Source organism: Winogradskyella eximia (genome assembly GCF_003386165.1).
GTDB classification, from domain to species: domain Bacteria; phylum Bacteroidota; class Bacteroidia; order Flavobacteriales; family Flavobacteriaceae; genus Winogradskyella; species Winogradskyella eximia.
Genome location: NZ_QRDV01000002.1, coordinates 363,125 through 381,531, shown reverse-complemented (window position 1 = coordinate 381,531; position 18,407 = coordinate 363,125). Strand labels below are relative to the sequence as shown.

Annotated in this window: 15 protein-coding genes and 1 other RNA gene; 5 read left to right on the top strand and 11 right to left on the bottom strand. The window is 31.3% G+C overall.

Going from position 1 to position 18,407, the window contains the following annotated elements; all coding sequences use genetic code 11:
• Positions 1–128 precede the first annotated feature (128 nt).
• A complete protein-coding gene (gene glgP / locus DFQ10_RS07395; RefSeq protein WP_115816764.1) occupies positions 129–1,769 on the top strand; it encodes an alpha-glucan family phosphorylase in 1,641 nt (546 codons plus the stop codon).
• Between the two features lie 72 nt (positions 1,770–1,841).
• Here the strand turns inward: glgP and DFQ10_RS07390 are convergent, their stop codons facing one another.
• The 5 genes from DFQ10_RS07390 to DFQ10_RS07370 form a co-directional block, all read right to left on the bottom strand.
• On the bottom strand, positions 1,842–3,440 hold the full coding sequence (locus DFQ10_RS07390; protein WP_115816763.1) for a right-handed parallel beta-helix repeat-containing protein: 1,599 nt from the start codon (positions 3,438–3,440) through the stop codon (positions 1,842–1,844).
• An 84-nt stretch (positions 3,441–3,524) separates the two neighbouring features.
• Positions 3,525–4,289: a carboxypeptidase-like regulatory domain-containing protein gene (locus tag DFQ10_RS07385; protein WP_115816762.1), complete on the bottom strand. Its 765-nt coding sequence runs from the start codon at positions 4,287–4,289 to the stop codon at positions 3,525–3,527.
• A gap of 83 nt (positions 4,290–4,372) precedes the next feature.
• Positions 4,373–4,762 (bottom strand): acyl-CoA thioesterase, encoded by a 390-nt coding sequence (locus DFQ10_RS07380; RefSeq protein ID WP_115816761.1) that lies wholly within the window; start codon positions 4,760–4,762, stop codon positions 4,373–4,375.
• Between the two features lie 25 nt (positions 4,763–4,787).
• Complete coding sequence (locus DFQ10_RS07375; RefSeq protein WP_115816760.1) at positions 4,788–5,582, bottom strand: carboxypeptidase-like regulatory domain-containing protein; 795 nt, start codon at positions 5,580–5,582, stop codon at positions 4,788–4,790.
• A gap of 89 nt (positions 5,583–5,671) precedes the next feature.
• Complete coding sequence (locus DFQ10_RS07370; RefSeq protein ID WP_115816759.1) at positions 5,672–6,700, bottom strand: glutaminyl-peptide cyclotransferase; 1,029 nt, start codon at positions 6,698–6,700, stop codon at positions 5,672–5,674.
• 88 nt (positions 6,701–6,788) lie between these two features.
• Here DFQ10_RS07370 and ffs point away from each other — a divergent pair.
• The 3 genes from ffs to fsa all read left to right on the top strand — a co-directional run bounded on the left by ffs (position 6,789) and on the right by fsa (position 8,517).
• An RNA gene (gene ffs, locus DFQ10_RS07365) (signal recognition particle sRNA small type) lies at positions 6,789–6,887 on the top strand.
• Positions 6,888–6,945: 58 nt separating this feature from the next.
• Positions 6,946–7,749, top strand: a complete 804-nt coding sequence (locus DFQ10_RS07360) for an SDR family oxidoreductase (RefSeq protein ID WP_115816758.1) — start codon at positions 6,946–6,948, stop codon at positions 7,747–7,749.
• Between the two features lie 114 nt (positions 7,750–7,863).
• Positions 7,864–8,517, top strand: a complete 654-nt coding sequence (fsa, locus tag DFQ10_RS07355) for a fructose-6-phosphate aldolase (RefSeq protein ID WP_115816757.1) — start codon at positions 7,864–7,866, stop codon at positions 8,515–8,517.
• An 18-nt stretch (positions 8,518–8,535) separates the two neighbouring features.
• Here the strand turns inward: fsa and DFQ10_RS07350 are convergent, their stop codons facing one another.
• Positions 8,536–10,002 carry a TlpA family protein disulfide reductase gene (locus tag DFQ10_RS07350; protein WP_115816756.1) on the bottom strand — a complete coding sequence of 489 codons (1,467 nt, stop codon included), beginning with the start codon at positions 10,000–10,002 and terminating at the stop codon, positions 8,536–8,538.
• Between the two features lie 321 nt (positions 10,003–10,323).
• Between DFQ10_RS07350 and DFQ10_RS07345 the strand changes: the two genes are divergently transcribed.
• Entirely contained in the window at positions 10,324–11,949 is a 1,626-nt protein-coding gene (locus DFQ10_RS07345; RefSeq protein ID WP_115816755.1) for an ABC-F family ATP-binding cassette domain-containing protein, read from the top strand.
• A gap of 124 nt (positions 11,950–12,073) precedes the next feature.
• Here the strand turns inward: DFQ10_RS07345 and DFQ10_RS07340 are convergent, their stop codons facing one another.
• The 5 genes from DFQ10_RS07340 to thrA form a co-directional block, all read right to left on the bottom strand.
• A complete protein-coding gene (locus tag DFQ10_RS07340; protein ID WP_115816754.1) occupies positions 12,074–12,424 on the bottom strand; it encodes a ribose-5-phosphate isomerase in 351 nt (116 codons plus the stop codon).
• Positions 12,425–12,518: 94 nt separating this feature from the next.
• On the bottom strand, positions 12,519–13,343 hold the full coding sequence (locus tag DFQ10_RS07335; protein WP_115816753.1) for a DUF4328 domain-containing protein: 825 nt from the start codon (positions 13,341–13,343) through the stop codon (positions 12,519–12,521).
• Positions 13,344–13,410: 67 nt separating this feature from the next.
• On the bottom strand, positions 13,411–14,700 hold the full coding sequence (thrC, locus tag DFQ10_RS07330; RefSeq protein WP_115816752.1) for a threonine synthase: 1,290 nt from the start codon (positions 14,698–14,700) through the stop codon (positions 13,411–13,413).
• Complete coding sequence (locus DFQ10_RS07325) at positions 14,700–15,623, bottom strand: homoserine kinase (RefSeq protein WP_115816751.1); 924 nt, start codon at positions 15,621–15,623, stop codon at positions 14,700–14,702. Before DFQ10_RS07325 ends, thrC begins: the two co-directional genes overlap by 1 nt.
• A gap of 2 nt (positions 15,624–15,625) precedes the next feature.
• A complete protein-coding gene (thrA, locus tag DFQ10_RS07320) occupies positions 15,626–18,100 on the bottom strand; it encodes a bifunctional aspartate kinase/homoserine dehydrogenase I (protein ID WP_115816750.1) in 2,475 nt (824 codons plus the stop codon).
• Between the last annotated feature and the right edge of the window lie 307 nt (positions 18,101–18,407).

Sequence of the window (18,407 nt, the reverse complement as noted above, 5' to 3'; positions counted from 1 at the left end):
AATTTGAAGGACTTTTTTTTATGTTTAATTATAATTAAAATGTTAACATTAAAAAGTTATTTAATGACATATATCATATTATACAATAGGTCTTTTGTTCTAAGTTTACAAGTATAAAAAACACTAAAATGGAGAATAAATATAATACATGGTTTCACCCATATAAACCGGCAACAAAATATAAAAAGAAGGTTGCATATTTTAGCATGGAGTACGGTATTGATCAGTCTTTCAATATATATTCTGGAGGTCTTGGATTTTTAGCAGGCTCACATATGAGATCTGCTTTTGAGTTAAAACAAAACATGATTGGTATTGGCATGCTTTGGAAATATGGCTATTACGATCAAGCAAGAAATGAAGACCAAACCTTAAGGACAGAATTTAATGAAAAACATTTTGATTTTCTTGAAGATACAGGCATAGAAGTAGAAGTAAAACTTCATGATAACCCACATGTTAAGGTTAGAGCATATGTTTTAAAACCTGAAATTTTTGGAACTGTACCCATGTATTTTTTGAGTACAGATGTTGAAGGAAATGACCATTTGTCTAGAACCATTACCAATCATTTATATGATAATAATCCAGTAACACGTATTTCTCAAAGTATTATTTTAGGTATTGGAGGTGCTAAAGTTGTAGAAGCTTTAGGAGGTGCAGATACGTATCACTTAAACGAAGGTCATGCACTGCCAGCTTTTTACTATTTAAGAGATTTAGGGGTTAAGAAAAGCCAGATGGTGTTTACAACACATACACCAGAAAAAGCCGGTAACGAAGAGCGTGATGCTAGACATTTAAACAGATGTGGCTTTTTTGGACGATCACTTTCTGAACAAGAACTTCAGAAAGAGATGGTTAATGATGGTATGATAAACTATACAATTTCTGCATTACGGATGGCGAAAATAGCAAATGGAGTTTCAAAATTGCATGCTAAAGTAGCCACTGATATGTGGAAGGATTATGAAGGTGTAAGTAAAATTATACCAATTACTAATGCACAAAATCAGAAGTTTTGGCAAGATGCAAGTATTAAAAAGGCATGGTCTAAAAAACAGGTAAAAGCATATAAAACTAGAAAAACAGCTTTAAAGAAAGACTTATTTGAAGAGGTTTATAAACAAACAGGTAAAACGTTTGATCCTAAAGTATTAACTTTTGTATGGGCAAGACGCTTTGCAGGTTATAAAAGAGCAGATTTACTTTTACATGATTTAGAACGCTTTAAAAGATTAATTTCTAATAAAAAATATCCTGTACAAATTATTTGGGCAGGAAAACCATATCCTTTTGATTACTATGCGATTGATGTGTTTAATCATTTAGTTAACCATTCTAAAAGCGAAAACAATTTAGCGGTATTAATTGGCTATGAAATAGATTTGTCTAAGAGACTAAAATGTGGATCTGATGTTTGGTTAAATACTCCACGAATTACGAGGGAAGCTTCAGGAACTAGTGGAATGACTGCAGCAATGAATGGCTCTGTAAATGTTTCTACCAATGATGGTTGGATTCCTGAGTTTGCCAAAGATGGTAAAAACAGTTTTGTATTACCAGCACTAGATCATACGCTACCGGTTTGGGATCAGGATAATATAGATGCTAATAATTTGTATGAAATTTTAGAAGATAAAGTGATTCCAACGTACTATGATGAACCTAAAAAATGGCAAGACATCGTTTTTAATGGTATAGATGGTGTAATTCCTGAATTTACTAGTCAGAGAATGGCAGATGAATATTATCAGAAGTTGTTTTAATCAGTTTTTAATCCATAAAAATAAAAAGCCTTTCAAGTTTGAAAGGCTTTTTATTTTATCTAAACTTATAATTTAATCTTCAAAAATTATAAAATTATAGGCTCCTGCATCAATAGAACTAGATCTTAAAAATCCAAGAATATCTCTTGGTGCTTCAGCGACTCCAAAAGTATTTCCTATGCCTTTAGCTCCAGAATCGTCACCAATTCGCATTAAATTTTCAAACGGACTTTTAAATTTTGGATCTTCATTAAATACATTGTTATTGTAAAATGTGGTATCATCAAAATCATAATTACCAGTGCCTGAAAGACTACTATTATTGAATCTTAATAAGCAATTATTAAATTTATAGTTGAAAACACTGCCTTCATTTTCTAATAAAAACTCAGGATTATCATTTCCATAAATAATACAGTTGTTAAAGTTGGCTTCGGTTAAATCATTAGTGAAAATTGTATTGTTTTCGTCAACAATGAAATCATTTATGAGTAGGGCAGGGAATTGTCTAAAACTACTGTCCCAGTAATTAGCAATTGTACAATGTGTAAAGTTGTATTTACCTCCATAAGTACCAGCAAAAGAAGATTGTCCACAATTATTTATTACAAGGTTTTTAGCATTTATTGAAGTTGCAGTACCTCTAATTCCGAAACTACTAAAATTAAATATTTTTGAATTAGTAATGGTTAATTTATCGTTTGGAGCATCTTGATTACCGTCTGCTACAATACCTATTGTTCCATTTTTTATGGTGGCATAATTAATAGTATTGTTTTCACTTCCGTTAAATAACCAAATAGTTCCCCATTGTCCAGGAATATCTGAATATAATGGTTCTAGGCGATCACCTTCTATAATAACTTCATTTGCAAGTGTTTCTTGGTCTGGACTAAGAGTACCATTAATATTTAGAGATCCACCATCGGTAACAATAATACCAGAATCTGCATGAAAATGAACACGTGTACCAGCTTCCATGGTTAAAGTTTTACCAGCACCAACGCCTGCATAGCCATAAATTACATAAGGTTTTTCATTGGTAAAAGTGAGTTCGCTATCTAGTAGATATCTACCTTGTAATGTAGTTTCATCTGGTGTGCCATCACCATCCACATCAAATGTTAAGGTTTCAATGATATACTCAACAACAACATCATCCTCAATAATAGGTGTTCTATTAGGATAAATAAAAACAGCATCTTTTACTAAGGTGACCACATCAATATCTTGTTGTTTTGAACCAGAGTCGAATAGAATACGATCCGTATATAAAAATTGATTTTCTATTGTGCCCTGTGTAGCAATATCTACAGTAGTTTCAATAAAAATATATAAACTATCGTTGGCTAATATTTCTACATCTTCAAAGAATTTACCAATTTGGTTTTCATTGTCTAAACCGGTAGAACCATCAACATTCATTCTGTAAAGTGAACTTTCACCATTTTCAAATTGAATAGTTGGGATTACAATATCTTCATCACTACGATTATATACTTTTAAGTTATAGGTACTCGAACCAATTGTTGAAAAAACGGTGTCTAAATAAATAGTGTCTCTTGCAAATTCTAGTTGTCCTTTACTTGGTGTAAATTTAAAATCGTTACGACAAGAGCTCCAAAATATCAAGATTCCAAAACACAGTAAAAATGATAGCAATCGCTTCATAAGTGATAAATATAATTAAGGCTTAAAAATATAACTTTTGAAGTTAGGATTTATTATAGTTGGGTATAAATTAGTTGAAGTTTGCTATTCCTTTGATAATGGCTTTTCTCCATATTGCTCTAAGAGAATTAAAAATAGCTGACTGTTTAAAACTAATTCTTCGAGCAATTGCATTTTGTTTTCGTCTTTTAGCAGTTTTGAGCTTATTTGTTTTGCTTCACAAAAATCATAAAATAGATATTTTTTATCGCTAGGGATTTTTAGATTTTCTGTTATTAATTGCTCATTAAAAAATGAGCTTTTATTAAACAAAGAATCCATTTGAGTATAAGAAATTGGATGATAATTTGGCTTTTTAGGTTTGTCTTTGGCGAAGAGTTTTACCACTGCACCAATAAGGTATACAAAATCTACTCCATAGGTTGCACCTGCTGGTTTGTATAAATGTGGATTGTTTTTTATGTCTTCTTTAAGTATATTTTGAAGTTCTACATTATAGGTTTCTTCTTTAAAGACGGGTTGCTCAGGTTCTGCTTTAACTTCTACTTCATCAAGTTCGGTTAATATTTCTTTAAGCTCAAAAACTGCAACACCATTTAAATGAAAATCTTTTAGAACGATAGTTTTGTTATGATAGAATATGGATTGAAACGAAATACTATCATTTACTTTAGCTTCTATACTAAAGTTACCATCCTCGTTGGTTACTGTAACTCGGTTTTGAGTTTTATTAAAGACATTTATGTTTTTTATAGGAGCTTTAGCATCATATACTTTTCCGTTTAAGGTTTGAGCATATGGTACAATTGGTAGGCATAATAGAATGATGAGAACAGTAAATAGACGCATGGTGTAGTTGATTGATGGGTTAAAGAAAAGGCATTAATCTGAAAATCAACTCAATGTTAAAAAAACTTTAACCTAAAAAAATGTTAATTAAATAACGTTGCTATTTCTGGAGTAATGCGCGTTGGTCGCTGGGTTTTATTGTCTATTAAGCACCATTTTGCTTTAGATTTCACAACTAACTTGTTGGTTTCTGCATTTATAATTTCTACGTGCCTTGTGGTAGATACACCTTCTACTTTAGGAACATACGTTTTTATAAGTAATTTGTCTCCAAGCAATGCCTGGTTTTTATACTCAATAAAATGATTTACCAAAAACCAAGAGTAGGTATCTAAAATATCTTTAGTTACATAAGTTAACCAATGTTCTTTGGCAATATCTTGAACCCATTGCACGTAACACACATTATTTACATGGTTAAGATCATCAATATCTTCTTTAGAAACGGTAATAGTTTTTTCAAATATATTCATCTTCAATTTTTGATGCTTAAAGATATTATTTCTTCATAAACATCCTTTTAATTCCGTAAAAGAATTTACCAAAGGAGGTTCTTTCTTGCTCTCCTTTTTTTATTACTTCTCTTTTTACTAAACGCTTAGCTTTTCGTTTTTTTCTTTTACAGTCGTTATTTCTTTGGTATTTGTATGAAACAAATCCAACTGAGGTATAATCATCAAAACAACTATCGTCTTTTAAAGCCACCTTCAATTCATACTTTGATTTTAGTATAATCTTTTGAGTTTCCATTCCTATGTAACTTAACTCTAGAGTTTCTCCTATTTTTCCTTTAATTGCGAAATTACCATCAAAATCTGTTTGTACACTGCGAGATGTTCCTTTTACAATTATAGAAGCTCCTGGTAGTGGGAGGTTATCAATGGCTGTTATAACTGTACCGAAATATATATGTTCATTTATAATAGAAGTAGCTACTTTACCTTTTACCATTGGTCTTATTATGGTATCTGTTTTTATGGGTTCACCTTGAGCAAATACATCTTGATTTCCGAGTGCCAGAAAAGCAAATAGGCCAGAGGCAGCCAAAGACAAATAGTTGTTTTTGGCTTTTCTGCTCATAACAATTTCTCTATCTAGTTGTTGCGTTTTAAAGCGTCCACAGAGGTTTCCATTAGTTTCTAATGATTTAATAATTTGCTCATCGGTTTGTTTTGTGAAGTCAATAACAGTTTTATTACAAGCGACACAATGACGACCTTGATTTTTTGGTGTCATTTTGTTCCAATCCTCATGGCAAGGTTCAGCAATGTTTATTGTAACAGATTTTCTCATGGTTAGTTTGATTTATAAATCAAAGAACCAAAAGTTATAGGTTTAATAAAATGAAGAATGAGTGATTAGTGCTTTTCGGTGAGTAAAGCTTATTGTTTCTTTATTTTAACTTCAAAAAGTTTGTCCCAATTTTTTCCTGTTACAAAAATAGTTTCACGTACTGGATTGTAAGCAATACCATTTAATACATCTAATTCAGGATGTTGTTTTACTAATTTTGTTAATGGTCTAAAATCAATAACACCTTCAACACCACCAGTTTCAGGATTTATAATAAGCACACCATTACGCTGATATCTATTGGCATAAATTTTACCATCTATCCACTCTAATTCATTTATACTTGGTATTTTCCCTTTTTCGGTATAAACTTGTATGTGGCCTTGTTCTTCTAAAGTTTCAGGATTTAAAAGAAAAATTTTCTCAGTACCATCAGATTTAAACAGTGTTTTTCCATCATTACAAATTCCCCAACCTTCTTTACTTGTTCCGTAATTAAAAGTGCTTAATTTTTCAAAAGTATTTACATCGTAAATAAAACCGCGTTTAGCTTGCCACGTTAATTGATAGATTTTATCATTTAAAATGGTTAAACCTTCACCAAAATATTGATCTTCTAAGTCTAAGTTTTTCAAAACTTCACCAGTTTCAAAATTTACTTTTCTAAGTTTAGATTCTTTCTTTTGACCTGTACTTTCATATAATTCGCCATTATAGAACTCTAGACCTTGAGTGTAAGATGTAATATCATGAGGAAATGTATTTACTATTTCATAAGTATATATAGAAGGAATAATATTATTAAAGACCTGAATGGTTTTAGAAATAGTTTCTGTCTTTTCTCCAACAGTTACTTGTGCTGTTATGCTTTTTTCGCCTAATAATGTATTATTAAGAATGATGGTACTTTCTACAGGCTTATTGTTAATTTGATAGCTAACATTAGTGATATCTAATTTTTCAGGATTATTAATAGATAATTTTAATGTATCGCCTAACATTAGAGATTTTTTAGGCGTATTTATAGAAAGGCTAGATTGTTTAGAAGAATTTTTATCTCCACAATTAGTTAAAAATAGACTTAAAGTTAAGAGAATGAAATATTTAGAAAGTTGCATATGTTCGGTTTGAATTTTTAGCAAGTTATTAAATAAAATTCAGTTTAAAAATCATTGCGAAAGTAATTAAAGATTGTATCTTTGCAGCTGGCAAGTCCTACACAACCAGCTCCTGTTGAATCCTCCAGGGCGGGAACGCAGCAAAGGTAAATGGTCGTAGCGGTGTGATGTAGGTAGCTTGCCTTTTTTTGTACCCAAAAGTCTCCTAAAAATTTGTATTTTGTTACTTATAATTTTTCAACATTATGTCTAAAGTTGTATTAATAACAGGTGGATCTTCAGGAATAGGGAAATCTGTAGGTGAGTTTCTTCAAACCAAAGGATTTAAAGTCTACGGAACAAGTAGAAATCCTGATAATTATCCTCATAGTAAGTTTCCTATTGTAGCCTTAGATGTTACTAAGCCTGAAACTATTTCAAAATGTATTTTTGATATTTTAACGCAAGAAGCTAGAATTGATGTGCTGCTTAATAATGCTGGAGCAGGAATTACTGGTCCTATTGAAGAAATTCCTGATACAGAAATAAAACGTAATTTTGAAACCAATTTTTTCGGTCCAATAAATGTGATTAAAGCAGTTTTGCCAACTATGAGAAAGCAAAATTCGGGTTTAATTATTAATGTTACTTCTATTGCTGGTTATATGGGTTTACCATACAGAGGAGTTTATAGCGCAAGTAAAGGAGCTCTAGAACTTATTACTGAAGCTTTTAGAATGGAGCTAAAAGGGTTTAATATTAATATGACCAATGTGGCTCCTGGCGATTTTGCTACCAATATTGCAGCAGGTCGTTATCATGCACCAGTTTTAGAAAACTCACCATATAAAGCAACGTACGGAAATACGTTGAGTATGATGGATGAACATGTAGATAGTGGAAGTGACCCAAAACAAATGGCAGAAGCTATTTATAAAATCATAGAAACAAAGAATCCCAAAGTACATTATAAAGTTGGTGCATTTATGCAGAAATTTTCTATTGTATTAAAACGAATACTTCCAGATACGGTTTATGAAAAGTTGCTTATGAATCATTATAAGTTGTAGAACGTGGTTTGTACGAACTATTGTTAATATATTCTGAAAAATCATTTCTATAAATGAGGCTTAAAGTTGTAAATTCGCAGCAATTAAAAACACAACAATTCAAAAATATTTTACATGAAATTTTTTATCGATACAGCAAACCTAGAGCAAATTAAAGAAGCTCAAGATATGGGTATTTTAGATGGTGTTACTACAAACCCATCGTTAATGGCTAAAGAAGGCATTACTGGTACAAATAATATTTTAAAGCATTATGTTGACATTTGCAATATTGTAGATGGAGACGTTTCTGCAGAAGTTATCTCTACGGATTTTGATGGCATGGTGAGAGAAGGTGAGGCATTAGCTGAACTGCACGAGCAAATTGTGATTAAATTACCAATGATTAAAGATGGTATTAAGGCATGTAAATATTTTTCGGATAGAGGAATTAAAACCAATGTTACTTTAGTATTTTCTCCAGGTCAAGCATTATTGGCTGCAAAAGCTGGTGCAACTTATGTATCTCCTTTTATTGGTCGTTTAGATGATATTTCTACAGATGGATTAAACCTTATTGCAGAGATTCGTCATATCTATGATAATTATGGATTTGAAACTCAGATATTAGCAGCTTCTGTACGTCATACAATGCACGTAATTGATTGTGCTAAATTAGGATCGGATGTTATGACAGGTCCTTTAAGTTCTATCACAGGCTTATTAAAACACCCTTTAACAGATATAGGATTAGAAAAATTCTTAGCAGATTATAAGAAAGGAAATTAATTAACTTTCACAAAATTTTTAAAGAGCATCTTGTTTAACAATAAGATGCTTTTTTTGTAGTAACTCTTCAAGTGTTTCGTTAAACTCAGAATTAAAAATGTTAGCGTTTGGATGTAAAATAATACCATGCTCATCTACAATAATAGCTTTGTTTAAATAGTTTACAGCTAATGTTTTACGAGCTTGTTTAGAGTTTTTAAATCTAAACTCATTGATAGTTGGGAAATTGTAATTATTAACAATATTTTTCCAAAATTCATCATGATTATCGTTTACATTAATTGAAATAAAATCCATTTGTGGGAATTTAGATTTCAATTTATCTACCATATAATGGCTGTTTCTATACTGTGATTTAGAGTTAGAAGACCAAAAATAAATTATGGTAGGCTTTGTGATAATAGAGGTAATTGAATGTTCAGTATCGTTATAATTAACAATCGAAAGATTAGGTAAAGGGTTGCCTTGTCTTAATAGCTTTAAATTAGATACCAAATCCTTCATGTAAGCCTTATCCTCATCGTTAGTGCTTTTGGTTAAATAATAATCCAAATACTTTTTAGCTTCTAACTCAGTGTGATTATGGCTAATAAAATCTATTGCTTTATGCTTTAGTAGATTATTCTTAATAGTTGTATCTGTAATAATACTATCAATTAAATCTAGTTTAGACATATTATACTCTATAGCATGTCTATTAAACTTACTATGAAAATCATTTTGTTTGTAATAAGAATGTGTCGCTAAATTTTCAATATGAGAAGATAGAAATCTGTTGTAAGCAAAGAAACGACTTAAGTAGTTAGCGTTATAATCTATATTTTTTCTGTGTTCAAAAAAGTCTTCGGGTAAATCTTTAATATGAATGAGTTTATTATTTCCAAAATAAGCAAACGGATAAATCTCTTTATCTGCATACGCATTGTAATTAATATTGGCTTCAATTATAGATTTAAAGAATTCAGATTCTTCATTTTGAAGTAAGAATTCATGAAGCTTATTTAATTGAGTATTTCGTCTTTTTTCAATAAAAGAATTAAAAGCTTCAGGTTCCATTTTAGAATACTTAACTAACTGTTTAGCTTCTTTTTCGTTAGATAAATAAGTTTTAATAAGGTAATTGTTCTTTTTTGCTCCATCACCTGTAAATACCAAAGACTCATCAAAATCGTAAGTATTTAATCTAAACATAATACTATCATTAGCTTCTAATAATAGCATTTGGTATTCACCACCATGTGTTATTGAATATAAACCAGGTTTAAAATTATCTATTTTGTGAATAAATCGATTATCAGCATCTAAAGTTATAGAATCTAACACTTTACCATTAGTGTTGTAAATTATAACACGGTTATTTTTAGGGTTAATAATTTCACCACCTAGGTATGCATGTTCGCTGTTATTACCACCTTTAAAATGACATCCAAAAACAGTAGTTAGCAAAGTAATAGCAAGTACTATACGTGGTGTTAAAATAGACATATTATAAAAATTATTTGAACAAAAGTATAGGTTGATAAGCGCAACTCTTGTTAATACCTCGTTAAATCTTATTTAAGAACTTATAAATTTCGTCTAAGAGGTCTAATTTTAGGTTATTAGGACTATTTGAAGGTACTTAGTCAATATGAATTTGTTGATTTCATTAGTATAATCCTTAAAAACAGATTAAAATTAATTTTATTTAAATTTTAAGATTCAAAACGCAGTTGTATAGCAGATTTTACGTTTAATTTTCTACTTTTGCACTCTCAAAAAAATGCCTTAATTATGGTTTAGGGCTAAATAATAAAGTTTTAAGATATGTTATCAGTTTCTAATCTTTCGGTTCAATTCGGAAAACGCATACTTTTTGATGAAGTAAGCACAACGTTTAATAATGGTAATTGCTACGGAATTATTGGTGCCAATGGTGCCGGAAAATCGACATTTTTAAAAATCATTGCAGGTAAAATGGATCCAACTTCTGGAAGTGTTCATTTAGAGCCTGGCAAAAGAATGTCTGTGTTAGAGCAAAATCACAATTTACATGATGAAGACACTGTTTTAGAAACCATATTAAAAGGAAATAAACCTTTATATAAGTTAAAGACAGAAATTGATGCATTATATGCAGATTATACTGATGCAAATGCCGAAAAGATAGGTGAGCTTCAAGTGCAGTTTGAAGAAATGAATGGTTGGAATGCTGATAGTGATGCTGCTGCCATGTTATCTAACTTAGGAATAAAGGAAGATTATCATTACAGCTTAATGAAAGACTTAGATGGTAAACAAAAAGTCCGTGTTTTATTAGCGCAAGCATTATTTGGAAATCCAGATTTGTTAATCATGGATGAGCCAACTAACGACTTGGATTATGAAACTATTTCTTGGTTAGAAAATTTCTTAGCAAATTATGATAACTGTGTGATTGTTGTATCTCACGATAGACACTTTTTAGATTCAGTTTGTACACATATTTCTGATATCGATTTTGGTAAGATTAACCATTTCTCTGGTAACTATACCTTTTGGTATGAGTCGTCTCAATTAGCAGCAAGACAACATGCACAGCAAAATAAAAAGGCTGAAGAAAAGAAGAAAGAATTAGAAGATTTTATTCGTCGTTTCTCTGCTAACGTTGCTAAGTCTAAACAGGCAACAAGTAGAAAGAAGATGATTGAAAAGCTAAATATTTCAGACATCAAACGTTCAAGTCGTCGTTATCCTGCTATTATTTTTGAGCGTGATCGCGAAGCTGGAGACCAGATTTTAAATGTTGAAGGATTATCTGCTAGTGTAGAAAATGAAGTTTTATTTAAAGATATTGATATCAATTTAAATAAAGGTGATAAGGTAGTTGTTTACTCTAAAGATTCTAGAGCTACGAGTGCATTTTATCAAATTTTGAATGGTAAAGAAGAGGCAGATGCAGGTAAATTTGATTGGGGAGTTACAACAACACAGTCCTATTTACCATTAGACAACAGTGAATTCTTTAATAATAAATTAACCTTGGTAGATTGGTTGCGTCAATGGGCAACAACAGAAGAAGAACGCGAAGAAGTACATATTAGAGGATTCCTTGGAAAGATGATTTTTAGTGGTGAAGAGGCTTTAAAAACATCAGATGTCTTATCTGGTGGTGAAAAAGTGCGTTGTATGTTAAGCCGAATGATGATGATAAGAGCTAATGTATTAATGTTAGATGAACCAACCAACCACTTAGATTTAGAAAGTATTACAGCATTTAATAATTCTTTAAAGAACTTTAAGGGGACTGTTATGCTAACCACTCACGATCATGAGTTTGCTCAAACTGTTGGTAACCGAATTATTGAATTAACACCAAATGGTGTTATAGATCGTTACATGACGTTTGATGAATATATGAGCGATAAGAAAATAAAAGAGCAACGCGATAAAATGTACGAAGTTGCCACATAAAAGCGCTTTTATTATTTAGTAATTTTAAGTTGTTGCGTAGGAGAGGGCTTCACTCTACTAATATTTTGGATGAAAGTAATTTTAGAATATAAACGAAGAAGAAGACTCATTGTGTTTTAATGTTTCAATTAAACCAAACAGCATAACCTTCTCTTCTTAGTTCTAAAGCAATTTGCTCTTCGGCTTTTAATGCTTCTGCTCTTGTGAAAAATGGGTCAATGTGATTGAAAAGACTAGGACGTAAATAAGTACCATATTTCTCTACAATATTTGAAGAGATTTTATATCCTTTTTTATTCCGATGTCCTGTTTTATGTTGGATAAAACGTTCCTTAGGTGTTTTACTCGTCATGCCAACATACAAACATTCTAATACACCATTAAACTGTGGGTTTGCATTTCTAAATTTTGTGTTTTCGGTAAACACACGTTTAGAAAGTTCTATGACGTAAATGGTGTAGAGGGTTTTTGGCATGGTTTTATTATAATTTCAATAAAAATATTGAACATATAAATCAAAAAGTACAATACTAAAAATACTGAATTTCTGTTCAATAGAACAAATAAAACTAAACTTCGATTTTTTCTAATTTAAAAAGTTCTTTTTCCTTTTTAGAATAAGATTTTATCATTGAAACGGTAACTATAGCTAAAGGTATTCCTATTAGTGATAAAACAATATCTCCTAAAGTAGCATTTATAAAATTTTGAACTGTCTCTTCTTTAAAAGCACTTTTAAAAAGAAAGCTCCCAACATAGTTTGAAATTATCCATAAAGCCCACCAAATACCAATTGTAACTGTGGAAACTTTTTTTTGTTCAGAGGTTTTTGAATTAATAAGTTGCGTTGATTTGGACTCCATCTCTTTCATTATTTGATAGGGACGGTACAATGAAATTATAGGAACAAACCAACTACCAGCAGCCCAACCTTCTGAATTGTCACAATTTGTTCTAATATTTAAATTATAATAGGCTCTTCTAAACCATTGTATAAATGTAACAGCAGATATAATAAAAACAACAAGATATAAGTAAGCTACTAATATTTCTCTCAAGTCATTTGATTCGAGCATTTCGTCTGTTACAAATTCATTATTTTGAAAGTCAATTAGTAAATTGTATTGTAAATAAGACGAAAAAATTGCAATGATGTCAATTGCCATTACAGCCCAAATAAAAATTTCAGCAAGTTTTGCTCTTTTTTGGTTAGGTTTAATAGCATTAATTTTATTATCTACTCCTGAAACAACAGAATTATCAAGTTGAAAATCTCTACAAGTACTTTCGAAATCTAATTTTTTTCCTTTTATATTACAGATATCCTCTTTGTAGTTACTACCTCTTTTTCTGTTTAGGCATTTTTTGCAATCTTCAAATTGTTGTTCTGTCATAATTAATTAGCTAAGAAATATTTTGCTCAATATATCTGATAATAAGTGAGAATCTATTATATAAATTCTATTTCAATAAAAACGCTTTTAAATCTTCATAAGAACTTACTTCAATAGACACTTTTTCTTTATCCATTACAGCTTCAATTTGCGAAGGTAAAGGCAAAGTTTTCTCAATAACGTCTTCAACCACATCTAAAAACTTTGTAGGATGTGCTGTTTCTAAAAACACAACATGTGCATCATTGTTTTCTAAATATTTTTTAGCACCTAAATAACCAACAGCACCATGCGGATCAGCAACATAATTGAATTCTTTGTATAATTCTAATAATGCAGTTTTAGTTGTTTCATCTGTAAAACTGTAAGATGATAAATTAGCTTTTAATGTATCAAAGTCATTATTATGTAATTCTTGGATGCGTATAAAGTTACTTGGGTTACCAACATCCATAGCGTTACTAATAGTTTGTACCGATGGTTTTGGGTCGTAAGACTGTGTGGCCATATAATTTACAACGGTATCATTAGCGTTATTTGAAGCTATAAAATGCTTTACAGGTAATCCTAATTTTTGAGCCACCATACCAGCACAAATATTTCCAAAGTTTCCACTTGGTACAGAGAACGCAATGTCTTTATGCTTAGGTTTTAATTGTTTGTATGTAAATAAAAAGTAGAAGAGTTGTGGCAACCAACGTGCAATATTTATTGAATTTGCAGATGTTAATTGCATTTTACTAGTCAACTCCTCATCCATAAAGGCACGTTTTACCATGTCTTGGCAGTCATCAAAAACGCCATCAACTTCTAAGGCTGTAATATTTTGACCTAAAGTTGTTAATTGCTTTTCTTGTATGTCGCTTACTTTACCACTTGGGTAAAGAATCACAACATTAACACCTTTAACACCTAAAAAACCATTGGCAACAGCGCCTCCTGTATCTCCAGACGTTGCTACTAAAACAGTGACATCATTAGTATTAGTTTTATTAAAATAGCCTAAACATCTTGCCATAAAACGAGCACCAACATCTTTGAAAGCCATGGTTGGTCCGTGAAACAACTCAAGTGTAGAAATATTTTCATTTATTTCAACTACAGGAAAATCGAAATTCAACGTTTCTTCAACAATTGTTTTTAAAACGTCCTCAGGAATCTCAGGTACAATGAACTGCTTAATCGCTTCAAAAGCAATTTCTGTGTTTGATTTATCCTCAATAGTTTCAAAAAAGGAAGCCTCTAAAGGTGTAATTGATTCAGGGAAATATAAACCTTTATCTGGCGCAAGTCCTCGGACTACAGCATCTGCGAAGGTTGTATTTGGTGCTTTTCTATTTAGTGAGTAATAATTCATTATAATATTTTTATACCTTGGGTATTAATTTTAGAAACGTAAGTTTCAAATTGTATGTTAGATTTTGAGTATACATTCTGCATGGCTAACTGAACAGCTTTGGCAGTGGCTTCACTTTTACTCAACGCGAAAATTGAAGGGCCAGAACCAGAAATAGCGCAACCTAAAGCTCCAGCTTCTAAAACTGTTGATTTTACGTCATCAAAATGTGGAATGAGTTGTTTTCTGTAAGGCTCTATAACCACATCGTTTAAAGATTCTTTTATTAAATCGTAATCCGATGTGTGCAAAGCATGAACCAGGCTTCCAACATTTGCCCATTGTGTAATGGCATTACTTAATGGAATTTCTTTTGGAAGAATTGCTCTAGATTCCGATGTTTTAATTTCTATTTGTGGATGGATTAATGTCGCAAATAAATCGGAAGGTGTTGGTAATTCCAACACTTTTAAAGGACACGCACTTTTTACTAATGTAAAACCACCAAAAATAGCAGGCGCCAAGTTATCTGCGTGTTCGCATTTGCTAGCTAAAGCTTCACCTTTCATGGCGAAATTTGTAAGTTCAGTTTTATTTAATGGATTTCCTAATAAGGCGTTCATTCCAAAAACACTTCCTGCTGCACTTGCAGAACTGCTACCAATACCACTTCCTGGTTTTATTTTTTTGTAAATTTCAATTTCGAATCCACAGTCTGGTTGTAAAGCGTTGTACATGGCTAATGCCGAAACACCAGCTACGTTTTTTTCTGGTTCAAATGGTAAATCGTAACCTTCAATTTTTGTAATTTTAATGCCTTTTGCTTCTGTTTTTCTTATCACCATTTCATCTCCAATGGTATCTAAACAAAAACCAAGGACATCAAATCCACAGGCCACATTAGCAACTGTTGCAGGCGAAAATATTTTGATTTCGTTTTTCATGCTTAATTATTAGCGATTCTTATAATGTCTGCAAATAAACCAGAAGCCGTAACATCTGCACCAGCACCAGCACCTTTAATAATCATAGGTTGTTCAGGATAACGTTGTGTGTAAAACATAACGATATTATCTTTTCCTTTTAGATTATAAAATGGATGGCCTTCTGGTATTTCTTTTAGTCCAACCTTTGCTTTTCCGTCGTTAAACTCGGCAACAAATTTTAGTTGACAATTTTTATCTTCAGCCGATTTAAACAAGCTTTGGTAATAAGCTTCGTCAGTTTTTAATGTTTCAAAGAAATCATCCACAGATACTGCTTTCATGGCTGCATCGGTTAGGAAATTGTCAGTTTCTAAGTCTGATAATTCAATCGCATGACCACTTTCTCTAGCTAAAATTAAAACTTTACGAGCTACATCAATTCCGCTCAAATCAATACGAGGATCTGGTTCTGTATAACCTTCTTCTTGTGCTTGTTTTACAACGTCGTAAAATGTTGTTTCTGAATTAAAGTTGTTGAATATAAAGTTTAAGCTTCCGGATAAAACGGCTTGGATTGTATTTACTTTATCACCAGAAGTTATTAAATGACTTAAGGTGTCAATAACAGGCAAACCTGCGCCAACATTGGTTTCAAATAAGAATGATGTGTTGTATTGTCTGGATAATTGTTTTAATTCATTGTAATATTCAATATTACCAGAGCACGCAATTTTATTACAAGCAACAACAGCTATACTTTCTTTTAAATATTTGCCATAACTATTAGCTACGGCATCATTTGCTGTGATATCAACAAAAATGGAGTTTCTTAAATTTAGATTTTTTGCATGCTGAAAAAAGCCATCTAAACTTGCTTTTTCGCCATTTTCAAGCTGTGTTTTCCAATTCTTTAGATTGATGCCTTCATCATTAACAATCATGTGTCTAGAATTTGATAATCCAGCAATTCTTAAATTGATTTTAAAGTTCTCTTTAACGTAAGCTTTTTGTTGTTTTATCTGTTCAATCAGTCGTTCGCCAACATTACCAACTCCAGTTATAAATAGATTAATTTGCTTGGTTTTAATTTCAAAAAATTGTTCGTGTAAACTATTTAATGCTTTTTTTACATCGTTTTTATGAATTACAGCCGAAATATTACGCTCTGAGGCACCTTGAGCAATGGCTCTAATGTTTACGTTATTTTTACCAAGTGTACTAAACATTTTTCCGCTTATACCTTGATGGTTTTTCATTTTATCACCAACAACAGCAATGATTGATAAGTCGGTTTCTACAACAATTGGATCTATTTTTTGAAGTGCAATTTCATATTCAAAAATTTTATCTATGGCTTCCTTAGCGCGTTGTGCATCTATATCAGCGATACCAAAACATATAGAATGCTCAGAAGACGATTGGGTAATAAGTATGATATTAATTTTTTCTTGAGCAAGAGTTTCAAATAGACGCTTACTAAACCCTGGAATCCCAACCATGCCATTACCTTGTAAGGTAAGAAGCGCAATATGATCTATGTTGCTTAAACCTTTTACGGGTGAATCTGATGTTGATTTTGCATTCTGGGTAATTGTGGTGCCTAATGCCTCTGGATCTAAAGTGTTCTTTATTACAATAGGAATTTGCTTTTTAAGCACAGGCATTACTGTTGGTGGATATAAAACTTTTGCGCCAAAGTGCGATAGCTCTACAGCTTCCTGATAAGATAACTCTATAATTGGTGCAGCTTGTTTTACTAATTTAGGATTGGTTGTAAACATTCCGCTGACATCAGTCCAAATTTGTAATTCGTCTGCATCCATTGCTGCCGCAATAATAGCAGCTGTATAATCTGAACCACCACGACCTAAGGTTGTAATCTCTCCATGTATAGATTTAGAAACAAAACCAGGTAACAAAACGATAGCATTTGTATTAGACTCAAAAAACTTCTGGATATTGCCATTTGTAATTTCAAAGTTTACGATGGCATTATTGAAGTTAGAATCTGTTACAATTAATTCTTGAGAATTTTTTAAAGCTGCATCTAATTTTCTAGATTGTAATGTGTAATAGATTATAGTGGATGATAAGGCCTCACCAAAACTTAAGAGCTTATCTTTTGTCTTTGGCGATAGCTCATTAATGAGGTAAATACCATTTAACAGACTTTTTAAGTCGTTTAATTTATCTGTAATTATTTCTTGAAGGTTGTCTTGTTGTTTTTGTAATAATTTATCCTCCTCAGGATTTAAAAATAAACCATCAATAACAGAATTATGAATTGACCATATAACATCATATTTCTGGAGGTAATCCAAATCTTTATTGCATGCTAAATTTGCTGCTTCTAATAATTTATCTGTAATGCCACCAACCGCAGAAACCACTACAGCAATATTAGTGTCTTTACATTGTTGGTCTAAAATGGAAATGACTTTATTTATGTTTTCGGCTGTACCAACTGAGGTGCCTCCAAACTTGAGAATTTTCATATTTTACGTAATTTAAGAGAATAAAATGTCTAAATAGACAAAAAGGGACGGAGAGCATATTATAAATTACCCCAAAGGGTAATAATTGTTGAAATGAAAAACATAGAAATCCACATGCTCTTAGCATTAACTATTTTATGTGATGATATTTTAAGATTTGTTTTCATTACATACCAAAAGTATTATTTTTATAACAATAAAAAAACTAATCGTTTCTTTTTAGGGAATTAGTAAAAAAGGGCTAATCTTTATAAAAAAAATGAAAGATAACTAACAAATAGGACCCGTTAATCAATTATTCATATCT

Bases quoted from the DNA above. Each gene is read 5' to 3' on its own strand.
- glgP (WP_115816764.1), top strand. From the start codon at position 129: ATGGAGAATAAATATAATACATGGTTTCACCCATATAAACCGGCAACA.
- DFQ10_RS07390 (WP_115816763.1), bottom strand. From the start codon at position 3,440: ATGAAGCGATTGCTATCATTTTTACTGTGTTTTGGAATCTTGATATTT.
- DFQ10_RS07385 (WP_115816762.1), bottom strand. From the start codon at position 4,289: ATGCGTCTATTTACTGTTCTCATCATTCTATTATGCCTACCAATTGTA.
- DFQ10_RS07380 (WP_115816761.1), bottom strand. From the start codon at position 4,762: ATGAATATATTTGAAAAAACTATTACCGTTTCTAAAGAAGATATTGAT.
- DFQ10_RS07375 (WP_115816760.1), bottom strand. From the start codon at position 5,582: ATGAGAAAATCTGTTACAATAAACATTGCTGAACCTTGCCATGAGGAT.
- DFQ10_RS07370 (WP_115816759.1), bottom strand. From the start codon at position 6,700: ATGCAACTTTCTAAATATTTCATTCTCTTAACTTTAAGTCTATTTTTA.
- DFQ10_RS07360 (WP_115816758.1), top strand. From the start codon at position 6,946: ATGTCTAAAGTTGTATTAATAACAGGTGGATCTTCAGGAATAGGGAAA.
- fsa (WP_115816757.1), top strand. From the start codon at position 7,864: ATGAAATTTTTTATCGATACAGCAAACCTAGAGCAAATTAAAGAAGCT.
- DFQ10_RS07350 (WP_115816756.1), bottom strand. From the start codon at position 10,002: ATGTCTATTTTAACACCACGTATAGTACTTGCTATTACTTTGCTAACT.
- DFQ10_RS07345 (WP_115816755.1), top strand. From the start codon at position 10,324: ATGTTATCAGTTTCTAATCTTTCGGTTCAATTCGGAAAACGCATACTT.
- DFQ10_RS07340 (WP_115816754.1), bottom strand. From the start codon at position 12,424: ATGCCAAAAACCCTCTACACCATTTACGTCATAGAACTTTCTAAACGT.
- DFQ10_RS07335 (WP_115816753.1), bottom strand. From the start codon at position 13,343: ATGACAGAACAACAATTTGAAGATTGCAAAAAATGCCTAAACAGAAAA.
- thrC (WP_115816752.1), bottom strand. From the start codon at position 14,700: ATGAATTATTACTCACTAAATAGAAAAGCACCAAATACAACCTTCGCA.
- DFQ10_RS07325 (WP_115816751.1), bottom strand. From the start codon at position 15,623: ATGAAAAACGAAATCAAAATATTTTCGCCTGCAACAGTTGCTAATGTG.
- thrA (WP_115816750.1), bottom strand. From the start codon at position 18,100: ATGAAAATTCTCAAGTTTGGAGGCACCTCAGTTGGTACAGCCGAAAAC.